This window comes from Streptomyces sp. NBC_00459 (assembly GCF_036013955.1).
Lineage (GTDB): Bacteria > Actinomycetota > Actinomycetes > Streptomycetales > Streptomycetaceae > Streptomyces.
In genome coordinates this window covers 7066353-7080882 of record NZ_CP107903.1, presented here as the reverse complement: position 1 = coordinate 7080882, position 14530 = coordinate 7066353, and the positions used below count along the sequence as shown (strand labels likewise).

The following is a 14530-nucleotide window of genomic DNA, read 5'->3' as shown; positions in this document are numbered from 1 at the left end:
GTGGGGGACCCTCCCAGGTAGGTGGTACCTGAAGGTAAAAACGACATTGCCGAGAGTATGCCTTCAAGTTTCGAAATCAATCATGCGAATGATGTGAGATGGAAGACACGATCGACCGAACCGTGTTCAAGTCTTGAATAAGAAAAGGAGGGAAGGGGGAAGGCCGAAAAGCGGAAGCAGGGCTAGCGGAGCCGCTGCGAGATCACCTTCGACACGCCGTCGCCCTGCATGGAGACGCCGTACAGCGCGTCGGCGACCTCCATCGTCCGCTTCTGGTGCGTGATCACGATGAGCTGCGAGGCTTCCTGGAGCTCCTGCATGATGCGGATGAGCCGCTGAAGGTTGGTGTCGTCGAGGGCAGCCTCGACCTCGTCCATCACGTAGAAGGGACTCGGCCGGGCCTTGAAGATCGACACCAGCAACGCTACGGCGGTGAGCGAGCGCTCGCCACCGGAGAGTAGCGACAGCCGCTTGACCTTCTTGCCCGGCGGCCGGGCCTCCACGTCCACGCCCGTGGTGAGCATGTTGTCGGGATCGGTCAGGATCAGCCGTCCCTCGCCGCCGGGGAACAGCCGGCTGAAGACACCCTCGAACTGCACCGCCGTGTCCCGGAACGCCTCCGTGAAGACCTGCTCGACCCGCTCGTCGACCTCCTTCACGACCTGAAGCAGGTCGGTGCGCGTCTTCTTCAGGTCTTCGAGCTGCTCGCTGAGGAACTTGTGGCGTTCCTCCAGTGCCGCGAACTCCTCCAGGGCCAGCGGATTGACCTTGCCGAGCTGCTGGTAGGCCCGCTCGGTCGCCCTGAGCCGCTTCTCCTGTTCGGCCCGGTGGAACTGCTTGGGCTGGTTGCGCGGGTGCTCCGGGTCCTCGGGCAGCTCCTCGCCCTCGGCGGGGGGCGAGGGCGGCACCAGCTGGTGCGGGCCGTACTCGGCCACCAACCCCTCCGGTTCCACACCGAGTTCCTCCAGCGCCTTGTTCTCCAGCTGCTCGATCCGCAGCCGCTTCTCGGCGCCGAGTACCTCACCGCGGTGCATCGAATCCGTCAACTTGTCGAGTTCGGCCTTGAGATCACGTCCGGCGGCACGAGCTGCGGTCAGCTCCTGCTCGCGCCGCGCCTTGGCGGCATCGGCCGCGGTGCGTTCCTCGTCGGCCCGGGAGAGGGAGACCTCGACATGCGCGAGCAACTGCCGCGCCCCGGAGGCGACGGCTTCGGCGACGGCCGCCTCGTGTCTGAGCCGCGCCCGCCGCTGCTCGGCACGCGCGCGTGCCTCCCGTTCGGCACGCGCCGCCCGGTCGAGCGAGTCGGCCCGTCCGGCCAGCCCCTTGACCCGCTCCTCGTGCGTACGGACCTGGAGCCGGGCCTCCATCTCGGTCTGGCGCGCGTTGGCGCCGTCGGCGGCGAGCCGATCCCGTACTCCCGTGTCGGGCTCCTCCTCGACGGGCATCTCCTCGGCGACAGCCAGCCGTTCGGCGAGCTCCTCGGCATCCTGTACGGCCCTGTCGAGCGCTTCCTGCGCACGCGCAGCGGCCGCGGTGGACCTCTCGGCCTCTCCGGCGGCGCCCCTGGCCTGCCCGGCGAGCCGCCCGAGCTGCTGTGCGACGGCCGACTTCTCCCGGTCGGCGGCCCGGCGCCGCTCCCCCAACTCCTCGACGAACGCGGCACACTCCTTCCGCCGTTCCCCGGCGACCCGCTGCGCCCCGGCCAACTCCTCGCACCGCACGGCCAGTTCGTCGAGTTCGGCGGCGGCCTCGTCGACGGAGGCCTGCACCTCCAGCAGGCTCGGCGCACCGGCGGACCCACCGTGCGCGAAGTGGGCGCCCAGCAGATCCCCTTCGGCGGTCACCGCGGTCAACTCCGGCCGCGCGTACACCAGTTCCTCGGCGTCCTCAAGCGTCCCGACGACCACGATCCCGCGCAGCAACCGGCGTACGGCGGGCATGAGTTCGGCGGGGCCACGGACGAGGTCCGCGACGGGGAGCGGCCCGCTCGGCCCACGCCCCGGGGCTCCCGGACGATCGCCGGGCGCGGAGCCCGGCCCGTCGGCAGCACCGGCATCGCGGGTACCGCCGGAGGCTGCAGCACCGGCCGGCCCGGAGCCGTCGCTGAGGGCATCTCCCACACCCGGAACACCGGACCCCGAACCCGGCGAACCATCCGCAGACCCGAACCCGGCACCCACCCCACCGCCGGGCCGCCCACCGGCAGCACCCTCGTGCCCCGCCGAGCCACGCGCGCCCGTGTCCCACTCCCCCACCTGACGACCCGGCCCGCGCAGTCCGCTTCCCGGCACCGCCGGTGCCTCCGCCTCCTCCGGTGCCCCCGCCAGCAACAGCGAAGCGCGCCCTCCGTCCTGCTTGCGCAGGAGCCGGATCGCGGCTGCCGCGGAGGCCGGGGTGGTCATCGCGATCGCGTTCGCCGCCGCGCCGAAGGCGGCGGCCACGGCGACCTCGTGGCCCGGGGTGACCGTGAGCAGCTCCGCCGCCGGTCCCAGCAGGCCGGTGAGACGGTCCTGCGCGGCGAGCAGCGCGCCGGTTCCGTCCTTGCGGCGCAGGCCGAGTGCCAGGGCCTCGTGACGGGCCTGCGTGGCGGCGCGCCGGCGTTCCGCCGCCGTGGCCGCCTCACGGGCCGCCGTGAGGGCCGTTTCCGCGTCGGCGAGGGCCGCCTTCGCCGTGTCGTGCTGCTCCGCCAGGTCCGCGTCGCCCGCGTCGAGGCCGTCGACCTCTGCCTGCAGCGTCTCGTACTCCTCCTGGGCCGCGACCGCCCGTTCCTGCGCCTCGTCCCGGGCTGCGGCGAGGCGGTCGATCTCGGCCTGGGCGCTGGCCGCACGCGAACGGGCGGCGTTGACCTGGCCGTTCAGCCGGGCCAGGCCCTCACGGCGGTCGGCGATCGCGCGGGCGACGTCCTTCAGCCGCCGTTCCTCGACCGCGAGTTCGCGCTCCAGCCCGGCCCGGTGCTCGACCGTGTCCTCCAGCGCGTGTTCGGCCGCCGCCAGAGCCGCCTCCAGCTCGGCCTCCTGCTCGCGGATGCGCGCGGCCTCGCGCTCCATGTCCTCGGGCTCACGTCCGCGCCGTTCCTCGTCGGGGGCGGAGGTGGCGCTCTTCACGCGCGCGTCGGCCAGTGAGACGGTGCCGCGCACCCGTTCGGCGAGCTGGGAGAGCTCGTACCAGGTCTGCTGGGCGCGCTGGAGGCGCGGCGTGAGCTGCCGTACCTCGTCCTCCAGCAGCGCCTCGCGCTGGAGCGCCTTCCTCAGCTCGGCCTCCGCCGCGTCCTTGCGTTCCTTGAGCGCGGCCTCGTCCGCGACCTCCGTCTGGAGGGCTCCCCGCAGCCTTACGAGATCGTCGGCGAGGAGCCGGAGCCGGGCGTCGCGCAGATCCGCCTGGATGACCGCGGCCCGGCGCGCGACCGCAGCCTGCCGCCCCAGCGGCTTCAGCTGGCGCCGCAGCTCGTCGGTGAGGTCCTGGACGCGGGCGAGGTTCGCCTGCATCGCGTCCAGCTTGCGCAGCGCCTTCTCCTTGCGCTTGCGGTGCTTCAGTACGCCCGCCGCCTCCTCGATGAAGGCGCGGCGGCCCATCGGATCGGCGTGCAGTACGGAGTCCAGCTGGCCCTGGCCGACGATGACGTGCATCTCGCGGCCGATGCCGGAGTCGGACAGCAGTTCCTGGATGTCGAGGAGCCGGCAGGTGTCGCCGTTGATCTGGTACTCGCTGCCGCCGTTGCGGAACATGATCCGCGTGATGGTGACCTCGGCGTACTCGATGGGCAGCGCGCCGTCGGAGTTGTCGATGGTGAGGGACACCTCGGCGCGGCCCAGCGGCGGGCGTCCGGTGGTGCCGGCGAAGATGACGTCCTCCATCTTGCCGCCGCGCAACGACTTGGCGCCCTGCTCGCCCATGACCCAGCTGAGGGCGTCCACGACGTTGGATTTACCCGAGCCGTTGGGCCCCACGACACACGTGATGCCCGGTTCGAACCGGAGCGTGGTCGCCGAGGCGAACGACTTGAACCCTCGGAGGGTCAGGGCCTTGAGGTGCACGCCGCTGGACTCTACCTTCCGCCGGTATGTCACACGATGAACCCCTGGATACCCCCCGGCGGTTTCACCGATGAACGTGCAGGGCACATCAGACGTTAAAGAGGGTGGACACCTTCGGGAAACAACCACTCTGGACCATGGGGGAGCAGACGGGCAGCACGGGGAAATAAAGAAGGGACGCCGAAGCGTCCCTTGCAATACTCTGGCCAAACTCCGACAGCTCAGCGGTTGGTACGAGTGTTACGAGCAGCTCTACCACTGAGTGTCCGGTGCGATGCGCAGTGCTGATGCAATGCGTTACCGATGCAGTGATCAGGTGAGCGCGGGCTCTGCCTGGCGTGCGTCGATGCTCTCGAGAAGCGAATCGTGAGAAGCGGCAGCCGTCAGCTCGTCGTTCTCCGCCTGGATGCGTCCGAGTTCGGATTCCAGGTCCTGTACGCGCTGCTGGAGCCGTCGCATCTCGGCGAGGAGTCGCGGGTCAGAGCCGCCGACGTAACCGAGAAGCGCCTTTGCCATGATGGATGGTCCTCCACACTGAGTGACCGACCGAAGCGGTGTGGGTCGTGAGGGAATCGCACCCGCGATGCTTGGCACTGTGGAGCGCTTGCTTGAGTTTTTACTGCCGTTCATACATGCCAAACAGCTAAGGTGCGCGGGGCTTTCAGCGTCTCACCAAAAAGTTTGACGGTCAACACGATCACGCCCCGTATTGGCGGGCGGCACGGGGCACGCGGCCCCTGGTGGGCGGCGCGGCGACTCCGGCGGGGCCCGAGGGCTCGGCGACAAGCGTTTTCTGCGGAGCCTGCCACGACCTGCGCTTCTTGGCAACCACCAGGCAGTTTCCGCGGTGGACAGGTGCGCCCGGCATGTCGCGGCATGTCTACGGGGTGCCGCCCGGGCCGCTTTACAGAACCGCCTCAGCGGATGGCGAAGCCGTCGTAGATCCGGCGCGGTGTGTCCCAGATCTCGGTGACGCCGTCCACGCGGCCGGGCGTGTCGTCACCGCGCAGCCAGTCGAGCAGTCCTTCGCAGCCCTGACGCGTGCCTTCCGCGACCACTTGCACACGTCCGTCGTCCAAATTGAGAGCAAAACCACTCAGCCCGCCGATCTCCAGGGCCCTGGCCCGCGTGAACCAGCGGAAACCCACGCCCTGGACGCGTCCGCGCACCCAGACGACCAGTCGTACATCCTCGTTCATGGATGCACGCTAACGGGCCAATGTCTCTCTGAGCACTTCCTCCTCTTGCGCCATGGGGTACCGTCCCCACCCAACGAATCTCATATGAAACTCACTCGTTCGAGTGAGTAGCCCTGACCGCAAGGACGAGGAAGGCCACAACATGGGACGCCACCGACGCTCCGCCGCCGGAAGCGCCACCACAGGTCGCGCCACGGGGGTCACGGAAACATACGATTCGGACACGGGTGGTTACGGATCGGACCACGGACCGTACGACTCCCCTGTCCCTCACACTCCTCACACCGCCTACAGCACGCTGTGGGAGGACGCGCCCACGACCGTGGGCATCGCCTCGTATCTGAACCCCGAGGCGCCCTCGAACGCCTACGCGACGAGCGACGCCTACCTCTTCGCCCCGGACGACACGGGCGCCCACGCGGTGACGAACGGCGACGGGTTCTACGACGGATCCCGGAACGGCGGTACCCGCCGGCGCCGCAAGAAGCGGTCGTCCAGGCCGGTCCGCACGGGCCTGCTGGGCGTCTCCGCCGCGGTCGCTCTCGGTACCGTCGCGGTCGCCACGGGTGTCCTGCCCGGCGGTGACAAGTACACGATCGGTGGCAGCAGCAGCGGCGACAAGGTCGAGGCCGCCGACTCCCCGACGAACGCCGAGACCCAGCAGGGCGGCACATCGGGCAACGCCGACGAGGACCGCGACAGCGGTACGTCGACGAGCCGCGACACCGATCGCGACACGTCACCCGCCTCCCCGTCCCCCTCGCAGTCGTCCCCGTCGGCCGCCCCGACGACCAAGGCTCCTCCGAAGAAGTCGGCGGTCACGCCCAGCGAGGCACCGAAGACGACTCCGACGCCCACTCCGACCGAGTCGACGGAGAAGGCCAGGCAGCAGTCCTCCGCCCCCATCACGGTGTCCGCGCAGGCCGCCGCCGAGGCGGAGGTGCTCCAGCTCGTCAACGAGGAGCGGGCGAAGGTGGGCTGCAGCGCGGTGTCCGCGAACAGTGCGCTGCGGGATCTGGCGGAGGCCTTCAGCGAGGACATGGCCGCCCGGGACTTCTTCGACCACACCGACCCCGACGGCCTCTCCCCCTGGGACCGGGCGGACAAGGCCGGCATCACCAGCCTCGGCGGCGAGAACATAGCCCGGGGGCAGGCCGACGCGGCCGCGGTGATGGAGGCCTGGATGAACAGCCCCGGCCACAAGGCGAACATCCTGAACTGCGACTTCAAGACGCTGGGAGTGGGTGTCCACTTCGGCTCGGGCGGCCCTTGGTGGACGCAGGACTTCGGTTACTGACCAGCGCCATCGCCTGAGCCGACCGAAGATTGCGCTAACCATTGGTTAGCGCAATCTTCAGGTCAGCGCAGTGCTCGCGTACCCTGGGGTCATGATGAACGCCACGGAGGAGCAGCCCCTCCCCTACGACGTGTTCGCCAAGGCCTGTCCGTCGCGCGGCACGCTGGAGCACGTCACGGGCCGCTGGGGCGCGCTCACCCTCGGCGCTCTCCAGGAGGGCTCGCTCCGCTTCAACGAGCTGCGCCGCCGCGTCGACGGCGTGAGCGAGAAGATGCTCTCCCAGACCCTCCAGGCCCTGGAGCGCGACGGCCTGGTCCACCGCGAGGCCCAGCCGACGAACCCGCCCCGCGTGGACTACGAGCTGACCCCCCTGGGTCACGAGGTCGCCGAACGCCTGCTGGCGCTCATCCACTTCGTGGAGGGCCGTATGGACTCCGTACTGGCAGCACGCGAGAGGTACGACGAAACGCGCGCCCCTCGCCCGTAGAACCCGTGCCCGTCTACGCCGAAGCGCGCGGCACCCGCTGGCACTTCGGGCAGAAGTAGCTGGACCTGTTCATCCAGGGGCGACGCAGCATCGGCGTCGCGCAACGCCTGCAGGGCAGTCCCTCGCGTCCGTAGGCGTCGAGCGAGCGGTCGAAGTACCCCGATTCGCCATTGACGTTGACGTAGAGGCTGTCGAAACTCGTGCCACCCACGTCCAGCGCCTCGTTCATCACATCCCGTACGTGGCCCAGGAGTTCGGCCGTACGCGGACGGGTGAAGCCCGAGGTCGGACGTTCGTAGTGGACGCGGGAGCGCCAAAGCGCCTCGTCCGCGTAGATGTTGCCCACGCCGCTGATCAACGACTGGTCGAGCAGGGCCCGTTTGATGGTCGTACGCTTCCGGCGCAGCGCCTGGTGGAAGGCCTCGTCGTCGAACAGCGGGTCGAGGGGGTCACGCGCGATGTGGGCGATGACGTCGGGCAGCCCGTCGGGAGTGTTGTCGTGCAACGACAGTCCACCGAAGGTGCGTTGGTCGACGAAGCGCAGCTCGGTGGTCAGGTCGTCGGCGAACCGGACGCGAATGCGCAGATGCTTCTCGTCGGCGGCCTCGTGCGGCTGCACCAGAAGCTGACCGCTCATCCCGAGATGCGCCAGCACCGACTGCCCGGTGTCCTCCAGCGGCAGCCACAGATACTTCCCGCGCCGGCTGGGCGTCCCGATGCGATGCCCTTTGAGTCGATGCGTGAAGTCATCGGCCCCGGCGACATGCCGTCGCACGGCACGCGGGTGGAGCACCTCGGCATCGGCAACGGTGCGTTGAGCAACCCACCGAGCCAACCCCCGCCGTACAACCTCGACTTCAGGCAACTCGGGCATGGAAACCCCCTGTTCTTAGGGGCGCGGGGAACTGCGCGACAAGCACCGACGGACCCGCGGCCAAGGAACAACCGAAAACACCAGTGCCCGTCCCGCCAGGGACAGGCACTGGTGCGCGCAAACTCAGGCAGACGTGGAGGAAGACGCCTCAACATCATCCTCAACAGGCACCGCAGCCTCAGCCGCGGCTTCAGCCACCGCCTCAGCGGCAGCGACCTTCGCACGTTCATCCGCATCAGCTCGGATGGAACGCCAGGCCGACTCTGCGGCCTGCTGCTCCGCCTCCTTCTTGCTGCGGCCGGTGCCGGTGCCGTACGAGACGCCTCCGACGCGGGCGGCAGCAGTGAAGGTCTTCTCGTGGTCCGGACCGGTCTCCGTGACCAGGTACTCGGGCACGCCGAGTCCTTCGGTCGCGGTGAGTTCCTGGAGACTGGTCTTCCAGTCCAGGCCGGCACCGAGGTTCGAGGATTTCTCGATCAGCGGGTCGAAGAGACGGTGGACGAGTTCGCCCGCCGCGTCGAGACCCTGGTCGAGATAGACAGCGCCGATCACCGCTTCAAGGGTGTCGGCGAGGATGGACGCCTTGTCCCGCCCGCCCGTGCCCTCTTCACCACGGCCGAGCCGGATGAAGGAGCCGAGTTCGAGCCCACGGCCCACCTCCGCGAGCGCACGAGAATTGACCACCGCGGCCCGCAGCTTGGCCAACTGGCCTTCTGGGAGGTCGGGGTGAGTGCGGTACAGCGTGTCCGTGACCACCAGACCGAGCACGGAGTCCCCGAGGAACTCCAGCCGCTCGTTGGTCGGCAGACCGCCGTTCTCGTACGCGTACGAACGATGGGTCAGCGCACGCACCAGAAGGGCGGACTCCAGCTGGTAGCCGAGCCGCCCTTCCAGAAGCGTGTGGGACGAGGCTGTGTCCGCCTTTTTCTTGGCGGTCGAGTCCGCCTGGGCGTCAGACATGGAGCCTCTCACCGGCCGCTCAGACCTCGAGGACCTGGCGCTTGTTGTAAGTGCCGCAAGACGGGCACGCGATGTGCTGCAGCTTGGGCTCGTGGCAGCGCTCGCACGCAACCAGGGTGGGGACCGCAGCCTTCCACTGCGACCGGCGGTGGCGCGTGTTGCTGCGCGACATCTTCCGCTTCGGAACAGCCACGGCTACTTCTCCTGCTTCTCGTCGACGCCCGCTTCCGCTTCGGCGTCGCTGATCTCGTCCTTCTCGCCGGGTTCGAGTGAACCTGCGAGTCCCTGCAGTGCCGCCCAACGGATGTCGACGGCGTCATGGTGGTGTTCCGGGTCGTCCGCCAGCCGCGCCCCGCACTCGGAGCACAGGCCGGGACAGTCGTCCTGGCACACCGGCTGCATCGGCAGTGCGAGCACCACCGCATCACGCAGCACGGATTCGAGGTCGAACAAGCCGTCCTCGATGAAGAGCATGTCCTCGTCGTCCTCGGCGTCGTCGGCCGGCTCCGCTTTCACACGGCCCCGGTCGTCGGCGTCAGGGTACGAGAACATCTCCTGGAAGTCCGCCGTGAGCTCCTGCTCGAGCGGCTCCAGACACCTTACGCACTCCCCCTTGGCCCGTGCACGGGCGGTGCCTGTGACAAGCACACCTTCCATGACCGACTCCAGGCGGAGCTTGAGCTCCACCGGCGTACCTTCCGGCACTCCGATGACTCCCTGGATCCCGAGATCCTTGGGAGCGTCGATCTCACGGGTCAGGCGCTGCAGCGCGCCAGGACGCCGCCCCAGCTCGTGTGTGTCGAACACAAGAGGGTTGCGGTGGTCGAGGCGGGCGTTCAGAGCCATTCCTGCTTTCGATCTTCGATGCTCAGCTGCTCGTCATCCGGGCAGCGGTGATCGCAGAAGTACACGCGACCGAAGAGCCAGGATACTGGACCTTCCGCCCACGGCCCAATCCGGTCCCCGCGCGGGCGTTCACTGCCCGCCGCGACCCTGTTCGTAGGCGCGCAACTGCTCGGCGCTGATCATGCCGGTGTCGAAGAGACTGGTCTCGTCGAGGGCGTGCGCCTGCTGCTGTTGCTGCTGTTCCGGCTGGGCGTAGCCCTGCTGGACCTGGGCGGGGTCGTAGGCGGCCTGCGAGCCGTCGTACGCCTGGTAGGCGTAGGGGTCGGCGGACTGGTAGCCGTACTGGTCCTGCTGCTGGGCGTACGCCTGCTGGTAGCCGCCGTAGGGGTCGGCCGGCTGCTGGTAGCCGTACTGGTCCTGCCGGCCGTACTGCTGCTGGGCCGGGATCTCCGCCGCCCGGGGCTGTTCGCCGAGGGAGTCCGGGGAGTCGGCGAGGTCGGCCAGGTAGTCGGCGTCGCTGGTGTGCTGCCTGGGGGTGCCGTCGTCGTCCTGGCCGAGGGCGCCGAGGTCGTCGCTGGCGATACGGCCGTGCAGGGTCTGCCGACCGCGGCCGACCGCCTCAAGGGTCTTGGCGAGGACGGCCTCGAAGGCGCCGAGCTTCACGTCGACGTACTTGTCGGCGTTGAGGCGCAGGGTCTCGGGGTCGTGGCTGCGCTCGGGGGCGTCCTCGTCCTCGTATCCCTGGTCGTCGAGGCCGGGGCCGGTGCCGAGCAGCTTCTCGCGGCCACGGCCGACCGAGCCGAGGGTCTTGGTGAGGACGACCTCGAAGTTGGCGAGCTTGGAGTCGACGTAGTCGTCGGCCTCGGCGCGAACGTCCTCGGCCTCCTTGCGGGCCTCGGCGAGGATGCGGTCCGCCTCGTTCTGGGAGCGGCGGGCGACCTCCGTGTCGGAGATCAGGGAGCCGCGCTCCTCGTGCGCGGTCCGGATGATCCGGTCGGCCTCATGGCGGGCCTGCTCGACCAGCTGTTCCCGGTCGCCGATCAGCTCCTGTGCCTGCGCGAGGGAGCCGGGCAGAGCCGCGCGCACCTCTTCCAGCATCGCGAGCAGGTCGGCGCGGTTGACCACGCACGAGGCCGACATGGGCATCGACCGGGCACTGGAGACCGAGGAGACGATCTCGTCGAGCTTCTTCTGCACGTCCACCGTGTGCTCGCCACTCTCTACAGCTGTGATGAAGACGGACGGGTCGACTGTACGACTCCCGCCGACCCGCCCGACACCGAGTGACGGTTTGTCAGTCCGTCGTCGGTTCTTCGTCAGCCCGTTCGTCAGTCCTTCTTGAGACGTCCGTCGAGGGCTTCCAGGACGAGTGGCGGCACGAGGTGGGAGACGTCCCCGCCCCAGGCGGCGACCTCCTTGACGAGCGAGGAGGAGAGAAAACTGTAGGTGGGGTTGGTCGGCACGAAGAGCGTCTCGACACCGGACAGCCCGTTGTTCATCTGGGCCATCTGGAGTTCGTAGTCGAAGTCGCTGACAGCGCGCAAACCCTTGACGATGGCCGGAATGTCGCGCTGCTTGCAGAAGTCGACGAGAAGGCCGTGGAAGGACTCGACCCGGACGTTTCCGAACTCGGCGGTGACCTGGCGGATCAGGTCGATCCGTTCGTCGACCTCGAAGAGGCCCTTCTTCGATTTGTTGATCATGACCGCGACATAGACCTCGTCGTACAGACGGGAGGCGCGGGAAATGATGTCGAGGTGTCCGTTGGTGATCGGGTCGAACGACCCGGGACAGACGGCGCGGCGCACTTGTGATCCCTCGCTCTCCGGTCCGGTCATCGTGCGTCTTCGCACGTAGAGGCGGCGCGACCGTACCAAAACGTTCCCTCGCCGTAGCGACGGGACCGGAGCGCTTCGAAGCCGTCCGGCCACGGGAATTCACCGCCTCTGGTGCTGCGCTCCACGGTGACGAGGGCTTCGGCCGCGAGCCAGCCCCCGGCCCGGAGTGTGAGCAGAATCTCCCGAAGATCGTCGTCCGGAACGTCGTACGGCGGGTCGAGGAAGACGATGTCGTACGACTGTGCGGCAGCCGCCTGAACCACCTGTTCCACCTTGCCGGCCCGGACCTCGGCGCCGGGCAGGCCGAGCGCCTTCACGTTCTCGCGGACGATGCGGGCGGCGCGGGCGTCGGCCTCCACGAGCAGGGTGTGCCCGGCACCGCGGCTGAGTGCCTCCAGGCCGACGGCTCCCGATCCGGCGTACAGGTCGAGGACGCGCTCACCGTCCAGGGGGCCGAGGAGGGCCTGCCAGGTGGAGAAGAGGCCCTCGCGGGCGCGGTCGGAGGTGGGGCGTGTGCCGGTGCCCGGCGGGACGGCTAGGCGTCGTCCGCCGGCTGTGCCGGCGATCACGCGGGTCATCTGGGGTCCTTGTCCGTGGCCGTGGAGGTGATTGCGGGTCCAGTTTCGCAGGCGGGGGTGGAGGGTGCTTTGTGTTGTGGGCGACAGCCGGGCCCGGGGGCTGGTCGCGCAGTTCCCCGCGCCCCTGCAGCGCCCCTGCGGGGCTGCCTCCAGGGCCAGTCCCCGGAGCCCGGTCGGACAAGGTTCCTCACCCCTTGTCCAGGTACTGCTCCCTCTCCTCGTCCAGCAGCGCGTCCAGGGCCGTACGCAGACCGGGGAGGTTCTCCAGGTCCGGGTCTGCGGCGACCACTGCCGCCGCCTCCTCCCTCGCCTCCGCGATGATCTCCTCGTCCTCGATGACGGTGAGCATCCGCAGGGACGTACGGACGCCGGACTGGGCCTGCCCCAGGACGTCGCCCTCGCGGCGTTGTTCGAGGTCGATACGGGACAGTTCGAAGCCGTCGAGAGTGGCGGCGACGGAGTTGAGACGCTGGCGGGCGGGGCTGGCCTCGGGCATCTCACTGACCAGGAGGCAGAGACCGGCGGCCGAGCCTCGGCCGACGCGGCCCCGGAGCTGGTGGAGCTGGGAGACACCGAAGCGGTCGGCGTCCATGATCACCATCACGGTCGCGTTGGGCACGTTGACGCCGACCTCGATGACCGTGGTGGCCACCAGCACGTCCGTCTCCCCGGCGGCGAAGCGGCGCATCACGGCGTCCTTGTCGTCGGGGTGCATACGGCCGTGCAGGATCTCGACCTTCAGCCCCTGGAGAGGGCCCCGGGTCAGCTGCTCGGCCACCTCCACGACGGCGAGCGGCGGGCGTTTCTCGGCCTCGTCCTCGGGTGACTTCTTCTTGCCGGCCTTCTTCGGGTCGTCCTCCTCGTCGCCGATACGGGGGCAGACCACATACGCCTGATGCCCGTTGCCCACCTCCTCGCGCACGCGCTCCCACGCGCGCGCCAGGAAATGGGGCTTGTCGGCGGCCGGGACGACATGGCTGGCGATCGGCGAGCGGCCGGCGGGGAGCTGGTCCAGGACCGACGTCTCCAGGTCGCCGAAGACGGTCATGGCGACCGTGCGCGGAATCGGCGTGGCCGTCATGACGAGGAGGTGCGGGGGCTGTTTGCCCTTGCCTCGCAGGGCGTCGCGCTGTTCGACGCCGAAGCGGTGCTGCTCGTCGACGACGACCAGTCCAAGGTCGTGGAACTGGACCTTGTCCTCGATCAGCGCGTGCGTGCCGATCACGAGCCCCGCCTCACCCGTGACGAGGTCGAGCAGCGCCTGACGGCGGGCCGCGGTGCCCATGGAACCGGTCAGGAGCACCACCTTGGTGGCCTTGTCGGCGCCGCCGAGCATCCCGCCCTCCGCCAACTCCCCCATCATCTCGGTGATCGACCGGTGGTGCTGCTGGGCGAGCACCTCGGTGGGCGCGAGCATCGCGGCCTGGCCGCCCGCGTCGACGACGGCGAGCATGGCTCGGAGGGCCACCATTGTCTTCCCCGAACCGACCTCCCCTTGCAGCAGCCGGTGCATCGGGTGTTCCGCCGCCAGGTCGTCGAAGATTTCCTTCGACACCTTCTGCTGGCCTTCGGTGAGGGTGAAGGGGAGTTTCGCGTCGAAGGCGGTGAGGAGGCCGTCCGGGGACGGTCGGCGCGGGACCGCCGGGAGTTGGGCGTCCGCGTGGCGGCGGCGGGCCAGTGCGACCTGGAGGACGAAGGCCTCGTCCCACTTGAGGCGGGTGCGCGCGTCCTCGATGTCCGCCTTGGTGTGCGGGCGGTGGATCTTCAGCAGGGCCTCGGGGAGAGTGGCCAGGCCCCTGCCCTCCCGGAGGGAGGGGGGCAGCGGGTCGACGGCATCCTGGGCGCTGAGCAGCACCGTCTGCACCGACTTGGCGATCTTCCAGGACTCCAGTTTCGCGGTGGCCGGGTAGAGCGGGATCAGGGCGCCCGCCCAGGAGTCGACCGCCTCCGCCGCCTCGTCGGTGTCGCCGCGCAGCAGTTCGTACGCCGGATGGGCCAGTTGGAGGCGGCGGTTGAAGACCGAGGCCTTGCCCGCGAACAGTGCCCGGGTGCCTGGGAGGAGTTCCTTGTGGGGCTTGTGGACTCCGTGGCCGAAGAAGACCAGTTGGAGCCGGCCGCTGCCGTCCGTGATGGTGACTTCCAGGCGCTGTCCCTTGCCCCCTCGGGACTTCGAGGACGCGAAGGTGTGCAGGCGTGCGTCGGCCACCTGCGCGACCACCGTCACGTGCTCGTCCATGGGGAGGTCGGCCAGGTGGGTGAGCTGGCCGCGCTCCTCGTACCTGCGCGGATAGTGGTGCAGGAGGTCGCCGACGGTGTGCAGGCCGAGGTGCTCGGCCATCACCTTCGCGGTGGCGGGGCCGAGCACTGACTTCAGTGGCTGTTTCAGTGGTTCTTCCAGTGCGGGCACGAGATCCATT

General features: G+C 69.2%; 13 protein-coding genes. 2 read left to right on the top strand and 11 right to left on the bottom strand.

The features are described from left to right. Positions 1-182: 182 nt before the first annotated feature. The 3 genes from OHN74_RS31430 to OHN74_RS31420 form a co-directional block, all read right to left on the bottom strand. Positions 183-4034: an AAA family ATPase gene (locus OHN74_RS31430; RefSeq protein WP_327697932.1), complete on the bottom strand. Its 3852-nt coding sequence runs from the start codon at positions 4032-4034 to the stop codon at positions 183-185. A 312-nt stretch (positions 4035-4346) separates the two neighbouring features. Beyond that, entirely contained in the window at positions 4347-4550 is a 204-nt protein-coding gene (locus OHN74_RS31425; protein WP_006375438.1) for a hypothetical protein, read from the bottom strand. 401 nt (positions 4551-4951) lie between these two features. Continuing rightward, positions 4952-5233: an acylphosphatase gene (locus tag OHN74_RS31420; protein WP_327697931.1), complete on the bottom strand. Its 282-nt coding sequence runs from the start codon at positions 5231-5233 to the stop codon at positions 4952-4954. 142 nt (positions 5234-5375) lie between these two features. Between OHN74_RS31420 and OHN74_RS31415 the strand changes: the two genes are divergently transcribed. Continuing rightward, positions 5376-6530: a CAP domain-containing protein gene (locus OHN74_RS31415; RefSeq protein ID WP_327697930.1), complete on the top strand. Its 1155-nt coding sequence runs from the start codon at positions 5376-5378 to the stop codon at positions 6528-6530. 91 nt (positions 6531-6621) lie between these two features. After that, complete coding sequence (locus OHN74_RS31410; protein WP_443060477.1) at positions 6622-7017, top strand: winged helix-turn-helix transcriptional regulator; 396 nt, start codon at positions 6622-6624, stop codon at positions 7015-7017. A 13-nt stretch (positions 7018-7030) separates the two neighbouring features. On the opposite strand, the gene mutM is transcribed toward OHN74_RS31410, so the two are convergent. The 8 genes from mutM to recG form a co-directional block, all read right to left on the bottom strand. Continuing rightward, positions 7031-7891, bottom strand: a complete 861-nt coding sequence (gene mutM / locus OHN74_RS31405; RefSeq protein WP_327697929.1) for a bifunctional DNA-formamidopyrimidine glycosylase/DNA-(apurinic or apyrimidinic site) lyase — start codon at positions 7889-7891, stop codon at positions 7031-7033. A 123-nt stretch (positions 7892-8014) separates the two neighbouring features. Then, entirely contained in the window at positions 8015-8851 is an 837-nt protein-coding gene (gene rnc / locus OHN74_RS31400; protein ID WP_443060476.1) for a ribonuclease III, read from the bottom strand. Positions 8852-8870: 19 nt separating this feature from the next. Continuing rightward, positions 8871-9044: a 50S ribosomal protein L32 gene (gene rpmF, locus OHN74_RS31395; protein ID WP_007493396.1), complete on the bottom strand. Its 174-nt coding sequence runs from the start codon at positions 9042-9044 to the stop codon at positions 8871-8873. Between the two features lie 2 nt (positions 9045-9046). Next, positions 9047-9697 carry a YceD family protein gene (locus tag OHN74_RS31390; RefSeq protein WP_327697927.1) on the bottom strand — a complete coding sequence of 217 codons (651 nt, stop codon included), beginning with the start codon at positions 9695-9697 and terminating at the stop codon, positions 9047-9049. Positions 9698-9826: 129 nt separating this feature from the next. Beyond that, on the bottom strand, positions 9827-10900 hold the full coding sequence (locus OHN74_RS31385) for an ATP synthase F0 subunit B (protein ID WP_327697926.1): 1074 nt from the start codon (positions 10898-10900) through the stop codon (positions 9827-9829). A gap of 125 nt (positions 10901-11025) precedes the next feature. Further along, positions 11026-11505: a pantetheine-phosphate adenylyltransferase gene (coaD, locus tag OHN74_RS31380; protein WP_006375441.1), complete on the bottom strand. Its 480-nt coding sequence runs from the start codon at positions 11503-11505 to the stop codon at positions 11026-11028. Positions 11506-11531: 26 nt separating this feature from the next. Continuing rightward, positions 11532-12113 (bottom strand): 16S rRNA (guanine(966)-N(2))-methyltransferase RsmD, encoded by a 582-nt coding sequence (gene rsmD, locus OHN74_RS31375; RefSeq protein WP_327697925.1) that lies wholly within the window; start codon positions 12111-12113, stop codon positions 11532-11534. Positions 12114-12300: 187 nt separating this feature from the next. Continuing rightward, a complete protein-coding gene (recG, locus tag OHN74_RS31370) occupies positions 12301-14529 on the bottom strand; it encodes an ATP-dependent DNA helicase RecG (protein WP_327697924.1) in 2229 nt (742 codons plus the stop codon). Between the last annotated feature and the right edge of the window lies 1 nt (position 14530).